Origin of the sequence: Bdellovibrio sp. HCB337, assembly GCF_047302465.1 — a bacterium.
In the GTDB taxonomy this organism is placed as follows: domain Bacteria; phylum Bdellovibrionota; class Bdellovibrionia; order Bdellovibrionales; family Bdellovibrionaceae; genus JACMRP01.
The window spans coordinates 1982687-2004350 of sequence record NZ_CP178621.1 but is presented as its reverse complement, the minus strand read 5'-3'; the positions used below and the strand labels follow the sequence as shown (position 1 = coordinate 2004350).

Below are 21664 nucleotides of genomic sequence, written 5' to 3'. Positions count from 1 at the left end.
AGCCGGGAACTCCCGGCTTTTTTTATTACATAATGTATGGATGATTTTTCTGAATGATACCTGGGTGAGCTTTAATATCCGCACTCACCCCGTCCATCTCGGCATTCATGACCCGACTCTTCTCGATATACTCTTTCGAAGCATAAATCGGAATATCCAAGTGCAAACACAAAGACATCGCTTCATCAGCGCGCATTTTAAGACTGTCCTGCGTGGGATGATTTTTCATAAAAAAGCGTACGTATTGATAGTGCCCTTTGATTTCAACAAAAACACACTTCTCGATGCTCATGTGCAGACTTTCCATCAGCGCCTGAGTAAAGCGATGCGGAGTTGTCGGCGCAACAGACTTGTTTGCCTGACTTAAAGCCACTCCGGCCTCGAGTGGATTTACGGCCACTGGCAGAGTGTATTTATGGTCGTCGTCTTTTAACAACAAGAACGGACGCGCAAAATCAGTGCTTACAGATAATCCGTAAGGCTTCAAACGAATCAGTCCTCTTCCTGTAAAGGACTTCTCTTCCAGAAGTTCTGCGGAAAACACGAACTGATTTTCTAATTTATCTGAACTCACTTCGGGAGTGTTTTTCATTATTGTACCAATTCTCCTCTGAGTACAGCTGGGAAGGCTTTCGTGATCTTCACTGGCACTGTCTGCCCGATCAAATCCGCAGATCCTAGGAAGTGCACCAGTTTGTTTTCTGGAGTACGGCCCGTGATTTTTCCTTCTACCGAGTCTGCTTTCTCAACCAACACTTGTAATGTGAGTCCTTCGTAGCGTTTGACAAGGTCGAAAGCCATAATATCGTGAATATCAAACAAGCGGTTCAATCTTTCAGTTTTTACGTCCTCAGGCACCTGATCCTCAAACTTCGCGGCCTTAGTAAATGGACGCGGAGAGTATTTGAAGGCAAAGATGGTTTCAAAACCAACTTCTTGAACCATGGTGATTGTATCCTGGAACTCCTCTTCAGTTTCCCCCGGGAACCCTACGATAATATCAGTAGATAGCACGACATTTGGAATCGCCTTTTTGATCATCTGGATTTTTTCAAGATACTGCTCTCGAGTGTAACCACGATTCATTCTCTCAAGAATACGACTATTACCGCTCTGGAATGGCAAGTGGATGTATTCACAAACTTTTGGCTGATTCGCGTACATCACGTCCACGAGTTTTTGGTTGAAATCTTTTGGATGAGACGTCGTATAGCGCACGCGTTCAATCCCCGTCTCTTGCGCCACTTTCTGAAGCAAATCCGCAAAGTCCGCACCGCACTCACTGTGGTAAGAATTCACGTTTTGACCAAGCAAAGTGACTTCTTTCACGCCGCGCTTAACAAGCGTGCGCACGTCCATCAAAACGTGACTGAGTGGACGGCTCTTTTCACGACCGCGTGTGAAAGGCACGATACAGAAGCTGCAGAAGTTGTCGCAACCTTTAGCAATGTTCACAAAGGTAGAAACACCTGGGTTTCTAACCAAAGTTTCAACGTGATAAGGAGCTCTGTGCTCTACTTTCGCATTTACTACGCGAGCCTTGTCGTTCTCATAAACTTGAGCCACGAGATTCGGCAGATTATCGATGGTGTCTGTACCAAATACGAAGTCGATCATCGGTTGCTTTTTGATCAAGTTTTCTTTTTCTTGCTGACCTACGCAACCACCAACACCGATACGAAGATCCGGGTTTTTCTCTTTCATTTTGCGATAGGTACCGACCTCGGAATACACCTTGTGGACGGGCTTTTCACGGATACTGCAGGCATTAATGATGATGACAGAAGCTTCTTCGGCCGTTTGCACCGGAGTAAAGTTCGCCATTTCAAGCAGGCTATACATGCGCTCAGTATCGTTGACGTTCATTTGGCAGCCGTATGTGGAGATAAAAACGCCACGGCCTTGGCCAATATCTTGATTGAGAGTTGCTGAAGACGGATTTGCACCCGCGCCTGGAATAGCGCCAGATGCTTCAGTTTGATTATGTTCCATTCGGAGGGTCCTTTACTCGGGTCCAATTTCACATTGTGTCACAAAAGCTTTTGAGTTATAGAGGATCGCCAGGAGAAAAGCAATGCAACCACGTCTTAAAACCTCAAAAAAATGGACGGCATTTCCTAAGGAATACCAAGAGCAAATTGAGAAGGTTTTCCACGAAAATTTTTCTGAACACTTGGGCCAAAACAAACTCGTCATTGAAGGGCGTATCTACCCAGAAGAAGTGATGCTTCGCGTTGGAGTCAATGAAAAGGGCCGTTTAGTGCAATCGAACTTCGAAGTTTCGATGGGCTATGACCCTAAGAAGAAAGACGCTGTAGAGCGCATCCATAACTGCATCGATGCCGCGGCTTCGATGATGATGGACTACTTCGACTCTGAGGGCGAAGTAGAATTTCCACGCGCATGGCAAGAGTATCCATTCCAGGGACTCAAGATTTACTTACAGTACACCACCGTCAATACCGATCTTGAAGCTCAAGCCGATGCTCTTTTGGGCGACGCTGATGCTGCATTAGTCACAGAAGAAGAAAACGAAGATGCACTTTCACGTGCTCACGTTGATGAAGAACTTTCTGCGCCTTCGCACGACGAAGACTTCCCGGAAGAAGAGGAAGACGACGAAGATGAGAATGATGAAGACGCCAAATCTCCGAAGATGTTTGGTGGTCCAAAAAAGAAAAAGAAAGACGACCTACATTAGGAAAATTTCTACGAAGCCGTTAGATTCCGCTCGGGCATGATCGGAGAAAACGGCTTCTCTTCTTTAAAGTCTCACTTTGAGAAACAAGTTAGTAAAAGTTAGAGACTCCGCCCCAACTCCCGTATCATGACCCTATTGACCACACATTAGGTTTTTAGGGGGAATTCATGACAAGATGGCACACCATTGTAGGCATTCTATTTTTCGCTACGACAGCATCAGCCCAAACCATCTACCCGTTAAGCGTTAAAACCGTCGCGGGAAAAACCAGCACCAGAAATTTAAGCGCGTTAATGTTGCAGGACCAAAGCGGAACTTCCACTTTGTGGCGTAACTACGTGCAATTTACTCCTGGCGCCAGTGGATACACGGGGGATTTCAGCTTTAAAGCCCCAATGACTTCGACAAACTCCCTCTCGTTTTCATTAAATTACAAAGGTCTTCCACGTAGCCAACAAGAGTGGCTGATTTCTCTCTACAATAACAAAACAAAATCGTTTGATGTTATCGGCAACAACGGAGCAGCAGCTAATGAAACCTGGTCTCTGCTCAAGTTCTCCGTGCAACAAAATGCCTCTGACTATATCAATGCTCAGGGGAATTTAACTCTGAGATATTCGACGAAAAGTTCTCTTAAAAGATCGAACCTCGATACAATGTCTATAAGTCTTGGCGCCTCCACACAACCAATCCCGACGCCAACTCCAGTCGCGACACCTGTTGCAACACCGGTGATTACACCACCGCCGGTACCAACAATCACTCCACCACCAGCAACTCCAACGCCGACTCCGAAGCCAACAGCGACTCCAGTCGTAACACCTACGCCTGCGACTACTCCTCCACCAGTTGGTGCACGAAGCTTTACTGGCGTTCGTCCTTATGGGCCGAATGCTCCTTGGAATATTCCAGTCAGCAAATTGCCGGTACATCCAGAAAGTCAAAAATACGCGGACTTTTTGTGGGCTGATTTTACGAAAGCAAATATTCCTGAACTCAATTTCAGAAAGTACACCTACGCCGTCTATGATGCCACAAAAGCATCAGATCAATATCTCATCAAAGACAGAAACAATTGGGGAAACCTGAATGGCAAGATGATTCCATTTAACCCAAGCTGGATTCAAAATGCAGGAACAGATGGTCAGCTGATCATTCTCGACGCAGCAGCCGGTAAAGAATGGAATTTGTGGCAAGCCGCGATCGATACCACCACAAAACAAATCACCATCGGTAACGGAAATCTTTGCCCAGGAGATTACTTAACAAATAACTGGGACACAAAAGCAACGAAGTGCACGGGTTCTCGCGGTGTAGGTATCAACTACCTTGCGATGTTAGTACGCCCATGGGAAATCGAAAAAGGCGTGATTGAACACGCACTCTCAATGCCAATCCCATCCACCTCAGGTGATTTCTACGTGGCACCAGCAACAAAACTTGAGCACCCGGGAAAAGTGGGAACAATTCCAGAAGGCATGCGTTTCGCACTGAATGTAACAACTCAGGAAATCGATGACTACGTAAACTCGCTGACGGGTCTACGCGCAGAAAACAAACGCGCAATCAAAATCATTCTGACAGCCCTTAAAGACTACGGCTGGTTTATTACAGACACATCTGGAGGCGCACAGCTACAATTCGAAGCCCCAGAAACAGCCCAAGCCGAATGGGAACGCATCGGCGTACTCCCAGGCCAAAGCAGCGGCGGCCTAGAACACCCAAGATTCACATTAAGAAAATTCCTAACCAAAGAAAGAATCAAAACAATAGTCCCAAGCGACCAATACCCAGCATCAGCATTCTCAAAATAATTCGCGCAACAAACCTAATCAAAAACAAAAACCCACATCCAAAAAAGATGTGGGTTTTTTAATTTTCGTCCTCACTCTCCGAGTTCATTAAAAGCAAAGAAAACACAAACGTAAATTTCGAAGACGATTTGGTTTCAGCCAGAGGGCTTTGGGTTCTCACGCAGTGGAGCTCAAGCGGCGCCACGATGGCGCGAACCACGCCAAAGGCGTGGCGCTTGCGTGAGGGCCGGACGCCCGTCTCCACGGAGGGAGAACCCAAAGGCTTTTTAGTTCAAACCAAATCCGACGTTCGAAGCAAAGCACGAAGACTTCGATGCGACCAAATCTTCCAGAGTTCGCCACAGGTACAGAATTGCTAAATCAACCACTCTCGCGAAGAATTTTGTTTCCATTAAACATTCACGGAGGGATTTTCCATGAGACTTCTAGCGAAAAGCGGCCTTGCTTTGCTCACAGTTACATTTGCATCAATGATTGCCGAAGCTACACCAGCATTAGGTGATAAATCAGAATACGACGTTACTCTTGCCAAAGGCGGCCAAAGCATGTCTGGCACAGTAGTTTTTGAGCTGACAAATTACAACAAAGCAACGAACTCGTGGACACAGACTTCAACAACAGACTTTAACGGACAAAAACAAACCCAAACAGAAACTATCGAAGCTAAGGATCTTCTGGATGATGCTACGATCGATACGATCTTGGGCAACTGCGCTGCTCGTGGCGGAAAAGAAGAAACTGTGAATTCGCCAGCTGGTGACTTCGCTTCATGTGCAGTTCCCGTTACGAATACAGACGGCACTGGCACCGTTTGGGTTTCTAAAGTTCCATTTGGTTTTTCTAAATGGGTCGCCAATCGCAAAGATGGAATCACCGTCACTGGTGTTCTTAAAAGCTTTCAGAATGGCACTGCTCCTACCAACTAAGAATCTAAGGACCACTTTGGCGAAAGCTTAAGTGGTCTAAAGAACGCAACAAGATTTAAAAGATTGCACACAAAAGATCGGCTTTCCCCGAGCCGAACAGAAAGTGAACGACCAGGGTCCCTCCCCCAAATGTGGTAATCCCGGTTAGCACCCTCCCAATCAGAAGGCGTTCCAAAAAAGACAAAGGCCCCACTCGTTCAGAGCGGGGCCTTTTTTTTAAATCCTCTTAAGAACCACAGTCCTGTGGTTTAGTAAACTTGCGGCAAGCACCAAGCGCCGTAAGATCCACCGTAGTTACCTACAGCGTAACCGTAACCAGCTGGGCAAGTGTTTTGTGGTACGCAGCCCGCAGCCGTTTTTACTTGGCCAGCACCGCAGTAACCACCGTATCCGCCACCCATAGTAGCTTGGATACATGTACCGTTGTATTGTGCATATCCCATTTGGCAAGCGCCTTGTGGTAAGCAGCCGTAGCTCGTAGAAACAGATCCTACTGGGCAGTTACCACCCATAATACCTGTGTTGCCACCAGCCACGCATGTGCCGTTATATTGTCCCATACCTACAGGGCAGTTTCCTTGAGGTACGCATCCGTATGTTGTGCTTACATATCCTGCCATTCCGCAAGATCCACCATAAGCATTTACATTGTTATTGTTGCTTCTATCGCTCTTCGCACAGTTTGTGAGAATCGCCGTCGACAAAAGCAAAACAAACGTTAAGAATTTGTTCTTCATATTAACCTCTTTTTTAAAAATCTAAATCGTCACAATTGAGGGTATTACAAGATCCATGCTCGCGTTGGCACGTTCATCTCGACCACATTGTTCCCTGGGCGTCTCATTCTGAGACAGTGACGAATAAGGCGAACACTTGGTTAATGTGTATTAAATGTGGACGTCAAAAGGCAAAAAAAATGGGACCCAATGGGTCCCATGTATATATCTATATAGATAGAAAGGCTTAAAACTCTTCTTCTTCGACTCCAGAGCCACCGCCCTCGCCCATACCACGAACTTCTTCGATATAAGCGTTTGTATCCTCTTCAAACTCGTTCTCACCTGCGCTCTCGTCGATTTCAAGTTCTTGGATGGCTGCCAAGAAGTCCTTCTCGGTACGAAGATCGCGACGAATCATCTCTAAGAACTTATCTGGATAACGAGCAGTCAACTCTTCCACGTAACGTTCAAGTTTACCGTCCTGAAGGATCTTCTTACGAACTTGGATTTTCTTCCAGAACAGGAGGTAGTGATAACGGCAGTAGCCATCTACAATACCAATTTGATCACAATCACGAGAACGGCAATAACGGCGACCTTCGGCATCAGTAAGAATAACTTCTTCATCGCCTTTATCTTTGGATTCAGCTGTCCAAGTTTCGTCTTCTACGGCCTCTTCATCCAACTCTTCGACGGCTTTTAGTTCCTCTTCGTACTCACCGATTTCATCGACAGCACCAAAGTCGTCATCACTGACGTAGTCGTCTTCTTCCTGGGTCTCATCCTTTTTAGCGCCTTTCGGGCCCTTCTTAGGATTCGCCTTCGCTTCTTTTTTTGCCGCCGCTTTCGCCGCTGCAGGCTCAGGAGTTGCTTTTTTAAGCTCTTTTTCCGTGGCCTTTTTTGCTTCAGGCTTTTGCGGAGCCGCTGCTTTTTTTGGAGCAGCAACAGGAGCTTTCGCTTTTTCCTTCACCGGAGGCGCTGCTTTCTTAGTCGGCTTTTCAGCAGCCTTTACAGGCTTTGCCGCAACAGCTTTCTTTTGCTTAGCGTCAGCAACAGGTTTTGCAGCCGGTTTGCCATTTGGCTTTTTTGCTGCAGCGAGTTTAGCTGCTGGTTTTGCAGCTGTTTTCGCAGCTACTGGTTTTTTAGAAGCGCTTTTAACAGGGGTCGGTTTCTTTTTCGTTTTTGCCATGGATAGAGCCTTGAATGATTACAAAGAGGCTGTCAACTTATTATTTTACAAGAATGTTTCCCTCTTGAGAGCGCACAACAATACTGCCTTTTTGTTCGCCACCTTTAAGACGTCCCTTAACAGACTTTTCAGTCGCGCTACGATTCACTCTAAGCTCGCCTGGCACTGTAATCTCTCCGTCTGTCGTTAGCAAATTCAAGAAGGCGCCAGAACCCGGCGTTGTTTGCACAGAAACTCTTCCTGTGTTGCTCTTCACATGAACATCTGTGTCAGACAAAATACTCAAGCTGACCGAGCCCTCTCCGGTTTGACCATCTACTCGCCCCGCAAATTGTTGGGCCACAAGGCTGCCTTTTACGTTTTCAAACTGCAGAGTGCCAGAGCTTTGCACAACCTTCGCGGTTGCTTGGGTCGTAGTCACTGAAAGGACGCCCTTAGATTTCTCGATGTTCATAGAGCCTGAGAAGACGCTGCCGTCCAAGTCCCCTTGCAGGTTCTTGACCGTGAGTTGCCCTTTATAAACATCCGCGGCCAATTTGGAGGTCTGATCGACAACGGTCACGTCCCCGTTTTGCAATTGAATACTCAACGAAGCACTTCCACCGTTACTGACCACTTTTCCTTTGACCAAAGAAATTTTGAGCTCTTTGCTCCACTTTTGCGAACTCACCGAGCCTTCGCGCAATTGAATCTCTACTGGAACAGAAGCTCCGGTAAATTCCAGCACTTTTTTCTTATGAGGTTTAGTGAGGGCTTCTTTCCACTCTTTTTTATCCGAGAATTCTTGCATCTTAATAAACAAGACTCGGTCTTTTCTTTCGAGGGCAAAGTTACCAGGTTCGCTGGTGTCATCGATGCCCGAAACGCGCAATTTTGCAGCATTCGCCTGCCCTACCATTTGCACCTGGGCATCAAGCCCCACGACCACAATACGTTCTACGTCTTGCGGCGCTACTTCGAAGGCTAAAAGCGCATAAGCTGGTAGGGATGAAAAAACAATCGTCAGGGCAGAAAAAATCCATCTCATTCTGTCACTCCGTTTAATCTCAAAGGGTCCATTTGACTCTGTAGTTAAAATATAAAAGATTGGTCAGGCTATAGCTACAGTTTCTTTTCAATAAAGGAGAATTTATGGAAAACGTTGTTATCGTTAGCGCCGTGCGCACCCCGGTTGCCTCTTTTCAAGGAGCACTTAGCTCTCTTCCTGCCCCAAAATTGGGCGCAACTGCGATCAAAGAAGCATTGAACCGCGCTAAAGTTTCTCCAGATGAAATCGACGAATGTATTATGGGCGAGGTCCTGACAGCAGGTGTTGGCCAAGCTCCAGCTCGACAAGCGGCTCTTTATGCCGGACTTAAAAGTTCTACTCCATGCATGACCATCAATAAAGTTTGTGGATCTGGCCTTAAAGCCGTGATGCTCGCTGCAGACTCTTTGCAATTGGGCCACACAAAAATCGCTGTCGCTGGCGGACAAGAAAACATGTCTATGGCGCCACACTTGCTTGAGAACTCACGCGCAGGTTATCGCATGGGACCAGCAACAATGGTCGATTCTATGATCAAAGACGGTCTTTGGGATCCATACAATAACTTCCACATGGGAAGCGCTGCAGAGATCTGTGTTCGCGAAAATCATTTCACACGTGAACAGCAAGATGCCTTTGCGATCGAGTCTTACAAAAAAGCACAAACAGCTATCAACAACGGCACTTTCAAAAACGAAATCGTGCCAGTAACGATCGAGTCTAAAAAAGGCAATATCACCTTTGAAAAAGACGAAGATCCATTCAATACAAACTTTGATAAAATTCCTGGTCTTCGCCCAGCTTTCGAAAAAGACGGCACCATCACTGCGGCAAATGCTTCAAAAATCAACGACGGTGCTGCGGCCCTTGTGTTGATGACAGAGTCCACAGCAAAAGCTCGTGGCGCAAAACCTTTGGCAAAAATCGTAACTCACGCAACTTTCGCACAAGAGCCTAAGTACTTTACCACGGCTCCGGTAGGCGCGATCAAAAAGGCATTGCAAAATGCAAACTTGAAAGTCGGCGACATCGATCTTTGGGAGATCAACGAAGCTTTCGCGGTTGTAACTCAAGTTGCAATGAAGGAACTTGAAATCCCTGCTGCAAAAGTAAACGTCCACGGTGGTGCGATCGCTATCGGTCACCCTATCGGCGCTTCTGGCGCGCGTATCTTTACAACATTGATTCACGCTCTTCACACTCACAACAAACGTTATGGTTTGGCTACTTTGTGCATCGGTGGTGGTGAGGCCGTTGCTGTGATCATCGAGAAAGTTTAGTTATGGCTAAAAGTAAAGTTTATAAGGACGCTCTTTCAGCTCTCGAAGGTATTAAAGACAACATGACTCTGGTTGTGGGTGGCTTTGGTCTTTGCGGGATCCCTGAAAACAGCATCAAAGCTCTGAAAGAACTTGGCGTAAAAGGACTCACCTGCGTTTCTAACAATGCAGGCGTGGATGATTTTGGTCTTGGAATTCTGTTGCACACTCATCAAATCAAAAAAATGATTTCTTCTTACGTGGGTGAAAACGCCACGTTCGAAAAACAATTTATGAGTGGCGAACTTGAACTCGAATTCTGTCCACAAGGAACACTTGCTGAGCGTATTCGCGCAGGCGGCGCAGGCATCGCAGGTTTTTACACTCCTACAGGAGTGGGCACTTTGGTCGCTCAAGGTAAAGAGATTAAAAACTTTGACGGCCGCGATTATGTTTTAGAGCGTGGGATCGTCGGTGACTTTGCTTTGGTAAAAGCTTGGAAGGGCGACAAGTTCGGAAATCTGATCTTCAGAAAAACGGCTCGCAACTTCAACCCGATGGCGGCAACTGCCGGCAAAATCACGGTGGCTGAAGTAGAAGAGTTAGTGGAAGTGGGAGAGTTGGATCCGGATCAAATTCATACTCCGGGCGTTTACGTTCAGCGCATTTTCCAAGGAAAAGGCTATGAAAAACGCATTGAACAAATGACTGTGAGAAAGGGCTAAAACATGCCTTTGAATCGTGAACAAATCGCACAACGTATCGCTCAAGAAGTTCAAGATGGCTACACTGTGAATCTTGGAATTGGCATCCCAACTCTTGTCGCGAACTATATTCCGTCAACAATGTCCGTTATGTTACAGAGTGAAAACGGCCTTTTGGGAATGGGACCATTCCCGACAGAAAAAGAAGTCGATCCTGATTTGATCAACGCTGGAAAACAAACAGTAACAACGATGAAGGGCGCAAGCTTCTTTAGTTCTGCTGACAGCTTCGCGATGATTCGCGGTGGTCACGTAGACCTGACTGTTTTGGGTGCCATGGAAGTCGACGAAGGCGGCAGCATTGCAAACTGGATGGTGCCTGGGAAAATGATCAAAGGTATGGGCGGCGCGATGGACCTTGTTGCCGGCGCCAGAAATGTGATCGTAGCCATGCAACACACCGACAAAGACGGAAACTCAAAGCTTCGCAAATCTTGCACTCTGCCTCTGACAGGCGTGAGCTGCATCAAGAAGATTGTGTCTGACTATGGCGTGATTGATGTAACTCCGAACGGATTTGTCCTTCGTGAATACGCTCCAGATTTGACTCCCGAGAAAGTCCTGGCTGCGACCGAGGGAAAAATGACTGTGGCGCCAGACGTAAAGCCGATGAAGTTTTAGTCAGACGTCCAGCTCAACCTCAATAAATTGAATCTTATAACAAGACCCTCGACGATAAGTCGGGGGTCTTGCATTTTCTGCTCTCACGGCCTTACCATTAAGGTATGAGACAGTTTTCACTCCTGATTATCGGCGGTATTTTCACAATCACTGGGATCTACGCTTTTTTTATGAAAAGGTACTCAGCGACTTCTTACTACCAAGAAGTTCCCGCTAAAATTCTCGGTTCTCAGCGCGGAATTGCCTCTGACGCCAATACATCCTCTGTACCGGCTCCACTTTCTATCAGACCTCCCGCAGATGCCGCCGGAAACCTCAACATCACTGAAGAGCAAATTCAAGCAATGGAAAAAAGCCTGGGCACTTTGCAAAAAGACGTGTCCGTTTTCAAAGACACAGCTGGCTGGGTTGTTCGCTTTCATCAGCCTTCAAAACTGATGTCTGATTTGGGTGTTCAAGATAATGATTTGATTTCTTTTCATCAGCTTCAAAGCATCAAGAGCCAACCTGCCCTGCAAGATCTAGTCGCTCGCCTCGAAGCAGTTCTTGGCCATCTTCAAAAATAGTCCTTCCTGCGCGCTACCTAGGTCTAGGTCCATTTGCCGCTACCCTTCTTTAAAGTCATAATTATGGAAGACGTTTTAGCGAGGGGACGACAGTGGCTGACGGCAAAAAAGTCGCAAAAGATACCTATCTGTTTCGTGAAGGAGATGCACCTGATGCGATGTACATCGTAAAATCAGGAATGCTTGCCGTTACTAAAACTAAAGGAACTTCTGAAGTCGTCCTTGCAGAGATCGGCCCCGGCTCGATGGTGGGCGAAATGGCTATCTTCGATAAAAAGCCCCGCAGCGCCAATGTCAAAGCCATGAAGGATTCTGAAGTTATTTCTCTTCCTTATGAAGGCCTCAATCAGCAGATGGATTCTTTACCTGTATGGGTAAAAGCGATCATGAGAACCATGAACGAAAATTTGCGCGAGGCGAACAAAAAAATCAAAATGCTAGAAACCCCAAATCAGGAAGAAGATCGTTTTCCTCCTCATGTGGTGAACAAGCTTTTATCTTTGGTTAATTTCGTTGGGCATAAATATGGAAAACCAGAAGAAGGCGGAATCTCAATCCCATCGGGCACTCTCCGTCGCTATACAATTCAGATTTTCCAAGAAGCAACGAACAAAATGAACAGCATGACGGCAGCCCTTAAAACTCTTGGCTATATGACCATCGAGGATTTAGGAGAAGGCCGCCAGAAGATGATCAACCTGCAAGCGGATTACTTGTTTGAGTTTGTAGATTGGTATAACGATTGGCTCTTTAGCTCTGACAAAGAGAAGGTCTCTTTACGTGATGAGGAAGTAAAAGTCCTTGAAGCGGTTCTGCACTTTGCTTCTAAAGTTCAACCTGATGCAAAAGGCTTTCACAAGATTAACGTGAACGATGTTCAAAATGACTCTATGAAAGAACTTGGCCGCCTTGTGCGCATCGAAGAATTGAATGTAGTCATTGAGAAGAAATTAGTTTCTGAAAAAATCATGGAAGAATCCGGCGTCTACGTCACCGTGAATCCCGCGGACGTAAACAAGATGTGTAAGAACTGGGCTCTTATCAACAACCTAAAAAAACATCTCCGCTAGGAGATGTTTTTTCCTATTACTCACCCGCTGGCTTTCTCATAGAATCACGCATCATCTGAGAATGTGCCGCACTCGCCTTATTAAGTACCTCGGTCGCTTTTTGTATCTGATATGGTCCTTTTGCATGGGCGACGGCTTTAATCGACACATCCATAGATCTCTTCATCAACCCAACATCTTTTTTAAGAGCCGCGGTCTCATGTAGGGATTGACCAAGCGCAAGCATGCAATCCACTGACTTTTCATCCCACTTCATCCCCTTCATCGCGAGGTCCGCGGCTTTTTCAAAACGGGTGACATCTTGAGAGTTCGAACTAAGTATCTTGGCGGCTTTTCGGCCATAGGCACTCGCAACATTAATGCGCCCAACACCAAAACTAGCTACTTTCAACATTTTCTCGCCGACCTCAATAGCGCCGTCATAATCACTTTTATTCAGAGCAAGAACAACAATATCGTTCATCAACCACGCATCGTCGGGACTATATTTCAAGGCGCTGTACAAGTAGGTCTCTGCCTTTGTATGATTTTTCTGATCCAGATACACACCGCCCAAGCTTCTATAGGCATGGGCCTTTTCCGCGTCTGTTTTTGCTAATGCCAAAGCTTTTGAATAAGACCCTTCGGCAACCGAGTAGTTCGCGATTGTAGACGATAGATATCCACCAAGCCTATACAACTCAAAGGTTTTTTCTTTAGAGGCATAGTAAGCCTTAGTGAAATATGTTTTAGCCTGATCCATTTTCTGACCGTAAATCATATTGTAAGACTTTTGTATCAATGCTCGTGGTTGATTTGGGTCTTTGGACAAAATGTCATCTATACTACGATCCGCATACTCTACAAATACGGGACCAATAATCGCTCCTTGACGATAGCCGATAAATCTTTCGGCGCGTATTTTTTCAATCAATACATCCATGTCTTTTGGATTCTTTTGCAGCATGTGCTCGGCGATCATTTTAACTTCCATGGATCTTCGCACACTGCCAGGCCCGCTGATGCCATCCAGCCTCTTAATCTCTGTCATTGTAAAACGGCTTAGGCGCTTTTGCAGAGTCAAACCAGGAGTCAACTTTTGGACTTGTACCGTTTGCGCACCAACACAAGATTCTATGTCGCTCATTGAAGAGCCATACTCTTCATCAGTTAGCTCCGCGACTGGAATCATGTCCTTCTTAAAAGTAACACGATCTATAACTTCAAAGCCTTTTTCGTTTTTGACCAAACGGCGCTCTACATCCACCCAAGGGCTGACGGCATAACAACCGAAACTCTCAGTATCAACGAAATCAAAGCCTTCAACTACGGTACGCCCCTCATAGCGGCTCTTAACGAACGCATAAAAATCAGTTACACGACCTGGAGCATACCCTGCAAAATAGATGCTTAAGTAAGGTGGAAGAGGAAAATACAAATACTCCTTATTTTCCTTTTCCGCGAAAACTTTTTCGCCGAACGTTTTTACCTTGGCTTCAAAATTTTGGGCGATACGGGATTTGTAATCCGCCTTGATACTTTCACCGACATCTTCTAGCGCTATCCCAAAGATATCCCCCACATTTTGATTGGCTTTCTTTGCCCCTTCTCTAAAGGCCGTATCCATGACACTCACAGCAAAAAAGCCGGTCATTGAAATAGAACCTTCACTCTCGCCTTTTTCGTCAGCGCTGAGTTTCAACTTTTTATCAACTTTAACAACGGAGTCCTCGACACCAGAATATGGCACTTTCTCGATGGCTATTGTCGACTTCGCAACATTCAAAGCGGCAGAACCAGCAATATCAGAATTGGAAAACCGCGAGTTGCTAACCGCATTTGTCGGATCCACCCAGAGGACCTTCTTCGCAGGTAGCTCCACACGCACAATGGCGTGGTTAAATAAAGATGGCATTGCGAGCTCTTCTTTCAGAGCCGTCGTTTGTATCACTTGGCCAGGATCATAAGGACTTTTCCGTCCAACTAAAGCGACGTTGGCGCTGATACCCAGTTTTCTGAGCATTGCGGCTGTTGACGTCGCAAAGTCTTTGCAATCTCCGGTTTTAGAGCCCGCAACTTCTTTATGTCCACGGGGGAAAAACATTTTTTCCAAAGTCGTCCAGTTCCCCGAGTATGTCATGATTGTTGCAAGCTCTGAGGTCACAGTGTCGATTTTCTCGTAAACGTCTTTCTTGAGAGCGGCTTTATCAACGATGGCTTTAAAGACCGGAGGCAATTCTTCCTGAAGGCGAGCTTCATATTTATCCGCAATCAAGCCTGAAAACTCTTGCCAGTTTTTGACAGTTGTAACTTGCACCTGCGGAAACGAATCATGCGAGAGCATCGGAAGACGCTCGTCTTTTAGAGTCTTATTCGCTGGTTTCACCTGCGTAATGGTAAGCGTATAAAGCTCTTTTTCTTTTCCTTCTTCAATCTTCAAAGCTTTGTCTTTGTCACGAACTGCATACTCTAACTTTTTCTCAGAACGAAGTTTTACAACTCCAGCCATCTCTGGGCCTTGGGCACCATACATAAATTGCATCGCAAAAACACCGGGATACAGAGGCTTCAAAGTGGTAGTTCTGATTCGGTATTTGATGGAGGAACCGATTTTTAAGTTTGTAAATGGAATGACGAGTTCTTTCACACCAGTGATGCCTTCTTTAGGCCCAGCAGCACTTCGCTCGTGAATAGTTTTTAAATCTACCGCGGTTTCAACTCCGTCAGTGATAGATACCGCCTTAAGAACTTCTATCTTCGACATCTCTGGCAAAAATGTCAGAGACTCCAATGCGAGCTTGTTACGTCCGCTTTCATTCTTCGCTGTGTATTGTCGCTCTTCCTCTTCGACGTGAGTGCCATCGGCCTTCACATCCATTGTCATGTCCACTCGATCGATAATCACGCCAGCTTCGGTATTTGGGGTCCACGCTGCCATAGCGCTGCGACCAAAAATTATGATACACAATATAAATTTCTTCATATTTATATCAACGGCTCTTTGGTCAAACGACTAAAGGACTTCACTCTCTATCGTAGATTATTGAGTGAAGTCTGATTATAGGTGTTTCAATTTGGGATTTTAGCGCGAGATGCTTAAGACCAGTTCAACGCAGCTTCGTTCTGACAACGCAGCGGCAAGCTGTCGTCTTTCACGCGAGTCTGAGTTTCAGCACCCACGATATGCAAGAAGAGCGCATTGGTCTTTGCACCATCTGAGATCGGCTGACCAAGAGTGAAAATCACGCGGTCTCCGGTCTTCGCAAGGCCATATTGAACCAATAAACGATCCACCTGCTCAAGAATATCTTCCATCGTCTTATAAGGCTTAATCGTCAGGGTTTGAATCCCCCACGTCAGCTCAAGCGTATTCAACACGTCTATACGCTCTGTCACCGCAATAATGCGGGCCTTAGGGCGATAACTGGCGATGATGTTTGCCGTCTTACCAGACGTCGTTAAACACACAATAGCGCTCGCATTCAGCTTCAAGGCTGACAAGCTGGCACTCGCTGCAATGGCCGCTGGAGGACTTAGGAATTCATTTTCTAATGAGATCTTGTAATACTTCTCTTCAGTTCTTTCGACTTCAAGAATAATTTCATGCATCGTGCGAATTGCCAAGAACGGATGCTTTCCACTTGCGGACTCTGCCGACAACATCAAAGCATCTGAACCATCCAAAACCGCGTTTGCGACGTCAGTAATCTCCGCTCTTGTCGGACGAGGATTTTCCACCATGCTATCTAACATCTGAGTTGCCGTTATCACCGGCTTACGCAACTGATTACAAAGATGGATGATCTTCTTTTGAATACCAGGCAAAAGAGTCTGCCCGACTTCGACTGCCAAATCTCCACGAGCTACCATCACCGAATCACTTAGACGCGCGATTTCTTCGAGGTTCTCAAGCGCCTCTACCATTTCAATCTTTGCGCAGATTTTTGCGCTAGAGTTTCTTTTTTCAATAATTTCGCGAAGTTTACGAATGTCGCGCGGATGACGCACGAAACTCAATGCAACATAATCAACACCATTAGCAAGACCGAACTCTAAGTCTTCTAAATCTTTTTCAGTCATACATTCAACTGGAAGATTTGCTCCTGGTAAGTTCATCCCTTTGCGGTTTTTAAGAACACCACCAAACACAACTTCTACATCTACTTCGTGCCCGCGCACCGCTAGAACTTTCAGTTCTAGAAGGCCGTCATCCAATAGAATTTTGGTTCCTACTTGGACTGATTGTGGAAGCTCTTTAAAGTCACTTGGAATGAGTCCGTCTTTACCGAGGACTTCATCCGTCGTGATGATTAAGCGCTGACCTTTTTTGATTGTAATGGAACCATTTTCAAATTTACCGACACGAATTTTCGGCCCCTGCAAATCCTGAAGCAAAGTGACCGGAGCCAAGAGCGACTTCGAAAGTTTTCTTACTGTTTGAATGACCTTCAGGTGGTCTTCGTGACTTCCGTGGCTAAAGTTTAAGCGGGCGACATTCAGCCCCGCCTTGATGGCCTTCTCGAGAGAAGCCTCATCTTGAGTTGCGGGACCTATGGTGGCTACGATCTTGGCTCTGCGATCTGCTAACATGAAGATTATGCCTTTTTGCTATAGTTGCTCATTCTTGTTGATAAGTTTTGCATGTCTTCCTGATGACGTCTACTCATTCTATCAAGTTGATCTTGATGAGCTTCGTTCATCTGCGCAATCTTTGCCTCATACTTCATCTCAAGACTGCCTTGTGACTGCTTCACTTCCTTATCTTTGTTGTTCATTCTCTGAGCATAATACGATTCAATACGTTTGAGTTCTTTCTGATGATTTTCGTTCATCTGATTGATTTTACTCTCGTATGTACTTGTCAGGGCTTCCATTCTTTGACCGTAATTTTTTTCCATACCGCGGAAGCGATCACTCATCGCCTTGTTCAAACGAACCATGTCATCGGTATTACGATCACGCTGCTCCGTGATACGCTCTGAATAGTTGTCCTTCATCTGATCTAGAGAACTATCAAAATATTTACTATAGGCTTCCTGATTGTCGCGCGAAAGCTTTGTGATTTTCTTAACACGGCTTTCGGCTGTTCCGGAAATCTGTTCAACCGCATCCTTTTGCTGTTGCACGAGCATCTCTCGATCCTGACGATTTCGCTGAGTCGTCAAATCCATCTCACTCTTATGATCACGATTGGAATTTCTCAGACTCTTATTGGTATGATCAACCATCTCACCAATGCGTTTATTGTTAAGCGCTTTCATATTCTCAACAGCACCTTCTTTTTGTCTTTCAAGAAGGTCTACCTGTTCAACGTGTTTACTTTGCAAATCGCGGCGCTCAATATTTCTTAAGCGCTCGTTGTTGATCATTTCGTGATTCAATTTACTACTCAAACGTTCAATTTGACTTTGTTTTGAACGAACCTGTCCATTCAGTCGATCATTCACAGAATCACGCAACTCTTGGTTAGCATCGTCTAATTGTTCGTACTTTTTATTGATGGCATTATTGTACTTTCTGTTCAACTCATCCAGCTCGCCCCTTAAGACAAATCCCTGGGTACGCATGGTGTCCGTTTTTTCCTCGTTATTATTCGCCACTGTATCTTTGTACTTTTGATTCCAACGTGAAGATTCAGCCTCGCGCTGCCGACGTTCGGCATTTAGTTTTCCTTCATAGGCTTTACGCAGTTCTTTATTGTCGCGGTCTTTATTGCCAAGCTGAGTGTCACGATCTTTGATCGTCGCGTTCATTTCTCTTCCATGCGCATCCTTCAACTTCTGATCGTGGTCACCTAAACTCTCTTTAAGCTCCTGACGATTGCGCAAGCTCATTTCCTGAAACTTTTCACCTTGCTGATTAATTTCAGACTGGTGATTCTCGATAAGATTGTCTTTTTGCATTTCGCTGATGCTCTTCTGCTTCTGAATCGCGCCATTAAACGCATTTCTCATCTGGCGACGATCGCCGTCGTTTTCTTCAGTTTTTTTGCGAAGTTGTTCTTTGTACAGATTTCGGACTTCATCTACTTTACGGATGTTGGATTGATCACGTTCATTCAAGTTTTGGCGGTAATGGCTTTTCAACTCATCCATTTCCCGATCGAAATCCGCAGTAATACGATTGATTTCCGCGTAATGCTTTTTGTTCAAATGTTCCATTTCAGCTTTTTGTCGTTTTTGATTTTCGGCCTCGCGACTCTCATAATCTTCGCGAGTTTTACGAACGCGATCATCCTGACGCTTGCTATCTGATGCTCCACCAACACTGGACATCCCTGTCCTCCTTGAGAAATAAGCTTACAAAATGCTAATTTAAGCCTATCACAAAGCTGATTTTAAGGATCTCTAGGCGTTATTTTGGATTGGAAAACAGGACTTTAGTGGCCCAACAAAGGTCGGGATTTTAGTATTCAAAAACGCGCTTATGAAAACGTTCACGCAACTGGCGGCGATCGTCGTCTTTTTTCTTCTGAACTTCAAGCTGCTTGCGCTTTTCCTCGTCTAGAGCAGCCATCTTTCTTTCGGCAACTTTTTTATAAATGTCGCCGCTTTCTTCGATTAGGTCTGCCCATTGGTCTTTCAGGTCTTGAACTTCAGAAACGAACTGTTGGCGAGTCCCTGGATAAAGCGCAAACCAAGACTTCAAGTGTTGCTTGAGGTCGATTGGCTCCACCATTCCATGCTCCACTTTCGCTTCGGAGTTTACGCTGCCCACCCAAATTTCAAAGCCTCTAGGAATTTCCATTTTACTTTGATCTTTGAAGGTAACTACAAGTTTTGAACTGATATTACGAAACACCGTGCGGTTTTTTTCTGCAAAAACCCAGTACTGACCACTACTCGCTTCTACTTCTGCAGAAACGGTTTTTACTCTGACAGACGGAGCATTTTGCACCCAAAGACTGCCTTCTACGACAGTCCAGTCCCTGGTTTTTGAATTTTCTGTCAAAATAGTATTCATTGGCGCGCGCAATTTTATGGCACCCGCTTCATAAGACCACTTATCCTCAGTCACTTTGAATGAACAAGGAATGCTTTTGCCGATACAATTTTCAGGAAAAGAAACTGCTGTAGATTCAGAGGCACGAACTCGAACCTCTACTTGAAACGCCGCCAGAAATAACAACAAGTGCGCGAACTTTTTCATCACTCGACCTGAACTCCCTCAGCAAGCTTATGCGCCTGAGCGCGCAGCTGATCGTTTTTGAAGTTCAACTGGACCGTCTTGTAAACTTCAGAAGCTTCCTCAAGACGGTTGTTTAGCTCGCTAATTTGGCCCATACGAAGCATTACATAGCCTGTAAGGTCATTGTCCGGATACTGTTGAACCATTTGATCAATCAGATCAAGACTGCTCTTATAGTCTTTTTGCAAGAAGAAGGCCTCTGCCATGAAGAAGTGACTTTCCACTTTGTAACGAGAAAGAGGATAGGCATCCAAAACACGACGGAATTCCTTGATGGACTTTTCGTACTTTTGATCTTTAAAAAGCTTTTTACCCTTTTCAAAGATAACCCCAGAGAGGTCCATTTGCGATTCACTCGCTGGCACGCGAAGTCCACTTGCAAAGTTTCTAACTTCATAGCTTGCCAATTGAGTTCTCAGTGCAGAATTAGATGGCAAAACCGCCGCAACACTTTGCTGGAAGTCGCTCAGCTGATTACGAAGAAGAGCATTTTTAAACTCTTCCTTCTCGATACGATGTTGAAGCTGGCGCACTTGCACCTGATATTCTTTTCCTTGATTGAAGTAATTTGTAAATTCGTTGTAACCCCACAGAAGGCCAACCGTGATACTCAAACAAATAATGAGGAATAAAGAATTAGATACTCTTCTCATAGGGTGCTTATCGGCGTATCCCGAAATAAGTTGAGACAGTCTCATTTCGAGACTGTCTCTGAAAAACCCAGCCCAACGGCTGGAGGCGCAAGGTTTAAAGGACGCTTTAAATATTATTGATAGCGGATCAAAACTTGAGAGTTCTCAGACAAACTGACTGAATCCGAAAGTGTTACAGCCTTAGCTTCGAATGAGTAAAGGTTGCTTGCAAGCACAACACCGTCTACTTTTACTTCCAAAACCTTCTTAATAGAAGCGGCTTCAGTAGGAATTGCAAAGCGGCGAACTGCTTTTGAAACAGATGAATTGAGAAGGTCATTAAATGCAGCACTCCAGTCAGCCATACAGATATTGTAAGTACGACCAGCTGTTTGCGATGCGAGTTCCTTATAAACTTTCCCTTCCTTTGCCATACAAGGGCTTGTCGCCGCATCGATTCCAATGAAGGAAGATACGCTCACATCTTGAGAGTTCCACATATTATTAGCCAAAATACTCTTTGTAAAATCAGCTGATGACAGTGAAGAGTTATCGTCCGTTACAAACACAACAATTTTCTTAGAGTCTGTACGGAAGTAACCTTGAGGCAAAGTCTTAAGTTTACTAATCAGAAGTGATGGGCCGTTTGTTGAACCCACTTCTTGGTTGATTTGCTTATGAGTGCTTGGATCAAAACTACTAGGAATCATGACGCCGTAACCAGAATTGCTTTGAAGACTGACTAACAAAAGTCTGAAATTAGTTGTTTTATTAAGTGCCGTTAAGAATGCATCGAAGTTCTTGCGAACTGCTTCTGCCTCTTTCGCCATAGAGCCCGAGTTATCAATCACCCACATCATATCAAGGGGTGCGCTCTCGCTGCTAAAGCTTACTTTGAAAGATTCAGTGTATTCAGGAATATTTGGAATCGGAGTAGCCGCAGGTTGAGACGAATCGTTACCAGCGTTATTATCTCCGCCATTATCATTTGAGTTGGAGTCCGAATTACTGTCGGAACCTAAATCCCCACTGCCAGTGTTTGCTCCTAAAGCAACGCCAGCATCTTCAGGCTTAAAATTTACGTTCTGTGCGCAGTTTTGAAACATCACGACCATTAATGCGCCTACGAACAACAGTATGGATCTTTTCATGAGTTCCCCCTCACAAGGTAATTACACTGCAATTCGGGGTCCAAGCACTGTTGAACCT

20 protein-coding genes are annotated in these 21664 nt (G+C 45.3%); 8 read left to right on the top strand and 12 right to left on the bottom strand.

Annotated elements, in window-relative coordinates; all coding sequences use genetic code 11:
- Positions 1-25: 25 nt before the first annotated feature.
- Together ACLWBB_RS09760 and miaB are read right to left on the bottom strand one after the other, a co-directional pair.
- Positions 26-592 carry a bifunctional nuclease family protein gene (locus ACLWBB_RS09760; protein ID WP_413291453.1) on the bottom strand — a complete coding sequence of 189 codons (567 nt, stop codon included), beginning with the start codon at positions 590-592 and terminating at the stop codon, positions 26-28.
- Positions 592-1992, bottom strand: a complete 1401-nt coding sequence (gene miaB / locus ACLWBB_RS09755) for a tRNA (N6-isopentenyl adenosine(37)-C2)-methylthiotransferase MiaB (RefSeq protein ID WP_413291452.1) — start codon at positions 1990-1992, stop codon at positions 592-594. The genes ACLWBB_RS09760 and miaB overlap by 1 nt, the downstream gene beginning before the upstream one ends.
- An 82-nt stretch (positions 1993-2074) precedes the next feature.
- On the opposite strand from miaB, the gene ACLWBB_RS09750 reads away from it, so the two are divergent.
- Together ACLWBB_RS09750 and ACLWBB_RS09745 are read left to right on the top strand one after the other, a co-directional pair.
- Positions 2075-2701: a hypothetical protein gene (locus ACLWBB_RS09750; protein WP_413291451.1), complete on the top strand. Its 627-nt coding sequence runs from the start codon at positions 2075-2077 to the stop codon at positions 2699-2701.
- A 167-nt stretch (positions 2702-2868) separates the two neighbouring features.
- The gene (locus ACLWBB_RS09745; RefSeq protein WP_413291450.1) at positions 2869-4515 is read left to right on the top strand and encodes a hypothetical protein; all 1647 of its coding nucleotides are present in this window, start codon (positions 2869-2871) and stop codon (positions 4513-4515) included.
- A gap of 266 nt (positions 4516-4781) precedes the next feature.
- On the opposite strand, the gene ACLWBB_RS09740 is transcribed toward ACLWBB_RS09745, so the two are convergent.
- The gene (locus tag ACLWBB_RS09740) at positions 4782-4907 is read right to left on the bottom strand and encodes a hypothetical protein (RefSeq protein WP_413291449.1); all 126 of its coding nucleotides are present in this window, start codon (positions 4905-4907) and stop codon (positions 4782-4784) included.
- A gap of 24 nt (positions 4908-4931) precedes the next feature.
- Here ACLWBB_RS09740 and ACLWBB_RS09735 point away from each other — a divergent pair, with 24 nt between their 5' ends.
- Positions 4932-5441, top strand: coding sequence for a hypothetical protein (locus ACLWBB_RS09735; protein WP_413291448.1), 510 nt, complete (start codon positions 4932-4934; stop codon positions 5439-5441).
- A gap of 248 nt (positions 5442-5689) precedes the next feature.
- Here the strand turns inward: ACLWBB_RS09735 and ACLWBB_RS09730 are convergent, their stop codons facing one another.
- The 3 genes from ACLWBB_RS09730 to ACLWBB_RS09720 form a co-directional block, all read right to left on the bottom strand.
- Positions 5690-6178: a hypothetical protein gene (locus ACLWBB_RS09730; RefSeq protein ID WP_413291447.1), complete on the bottom strand. Its 489-nt coding sequence runs from the start codon at positions 6176-6178 to the stop codon at positions 5690-5692.
- Positions 6179-6404: 226 nt separating this feature from the next.
- Positions 6405-7349 carry a hypothetical protein gene (locus ACLWBB_RS09725; protein WP_413291446.1) on the bottom strand — a complete coding sequence of 315 codons (945 nt, stop codon included), beginning with the start codon at positions 7347-7349 and terminating at the stop codon, positions 6405-6407.
- A gap of 40 nt (positions 7350-7389) precedes the next feature.
- Positions 7390-8376: a hypothetical protein gene (locus ACLWBB_RS09720; protein ID WP_413291445.1), complete on the bottom strand. Its 987-nt coding sequence runs from the start codon at positions 8374-8376 to the stop codon at positions 7390-7392.
- Positions 8377-8480: 104 nt separating this feature from the next.
- Here ACLWBB_RS09720 and ACLWBB_RS09715 point away from each other — a divergent pair, with 104 nt between their 5' ends.
- The 5 genes from ACLWBB_RS09715 (at position 8481) to ACLWBB_RS09695 (ending at position 12656) form a co-directional block, all read left to right on the top strand.
- Positions 8481-9656, top strand: a complete 1176-nt coding sequence (locus ACLWBB_RS09715; RefSeq protein WP_413291444.1) for a thiolase family protein — start codon at positions 8481-8483, stop codon at positions 9654-9656.
- Between the two features lie 2 nt (positions 9657-9658).
- Positions 9659-10360 (top strand): CoA transferase subunit A, encoded by a 702-nt coding sequence (locus tag ACLWBB_RS09710; protein ID WP_413291443.1) that lies wholly within the window; start codon positions 9659-9661, stop codon positions 10358-10360.
- 3 nt (positions 10361-10363) lie between these two features.
- A complete protein-coding gene (locus ACLWBB_RS09705) occupies positions 10364-11020 on the top strand; it encodes a CoA transferase subunit B (protein WP_413291442.1) in 657 nt (218 codons plus the stop codon).
- A gap of 104 nt (positions 11021-11124) precedes the next feature.
- Positions 11125-11586, top strand: a complete 462-nt coding sequence (locus ACLWBB_RS09700) for a hypothetical protein (protein ID WP_413291441.1) — start codon at positions 11125-11127, stop codon at positions 11584-11586.
- A gap of 92 nt (positions 11587-11678) precedes the next feature.
- Positions 11679-12656, top strand: coding sequence for a Crp/Fnr family transcriptional regulator (locus ACLWBB_RS09695; RefSeq protein ID WP_413291439.1), 978 nt, complete (start codon positions 11679-11681; stop codon positions 12654-12656).
- A gap of 16 nt (positions 12657-12672) precedes the next feature.
- Here ACLWBB_RS09695 and ACLWBB_RS09690 read toward each other — a convergent pair whose 3' ends face one another.
- From ACLWBB_RS09690 to ACLWBB_RS09665, 6 genes are all read right to left on the bottom strand, one after another.
- Positions 12673-15618 (bottom strand): DUF3857 domain-containing protein, encoded by a 2946-nt coding sequence (locus ACLWBB_RS09690; protein ID WP_413291438.1) that lies wholly within the window; start codon positions 15616-15618, stop codon positions 12673-12675.
- 113 nt (positions 15619-15731) lie between these two features.
- Positions 15732-17225, bottom strand: a complete 1494-nt coding sequence (pyk, locus tag ACLWBB_RS09685) for a pyruvate kinase (RefSeq protein WP_413291436.1) — start codon at positions 17223-17225, stop codon at positions 15732-15734.
- Positions 17226-17230: 5 nt separating this feature from the next.
- Positions 17231-18910 carry a hypothetical protein gene (locus ACLWBB_RS09680; RefSeq protein ID WP_413291435.1) on the bottom strand — a complete coding sequence of 560 codons (1680 nt, stop codon included), beginning with the start codon at positions 18908-18910 and terminating at the stop codon, positions 17231-17233.
- Between the two features lie 130 nt (positions 18911-19040).
- Positions 19041-19784 (bottom strand): hypothetical protein, encoded by a 744-nt coding sequence (locus ACLWBB_RS09675; protein WP_413291434.1) that lies wholly within the window; start codon positions 19782-19784, stop codon positions 19041-19043.
- Entirely contained in the window at positions 19784-20476 is a 693-nt protein-coding gene (locus tag ACLWBB_RS09670; RefSeq protein ID WP_413291433.1) for a tetratricopeptide repeat protein, read from the bottom strand. The genes ACLWBB_RS09675 and ACLWBB_RS09670 overlap by 1 nt, the downstream gene beginning before the upstream one ends.
- A 113-nt stretch (positions 20477-20589) precedes the next feature.
- Positions 20590-21606 (bottom strand): hypothetical protein, encoded by a 1017-nt coding sequence (locus ACLWBB_RS09665; RefSeq protein WP_413291432.1) that lies wholly within the window; start codon positions 21604-21606, stop codon positions 20590-20592.
- Between the last annotated feature and the right edge of the window lie 58 nt (positions 21607-21664).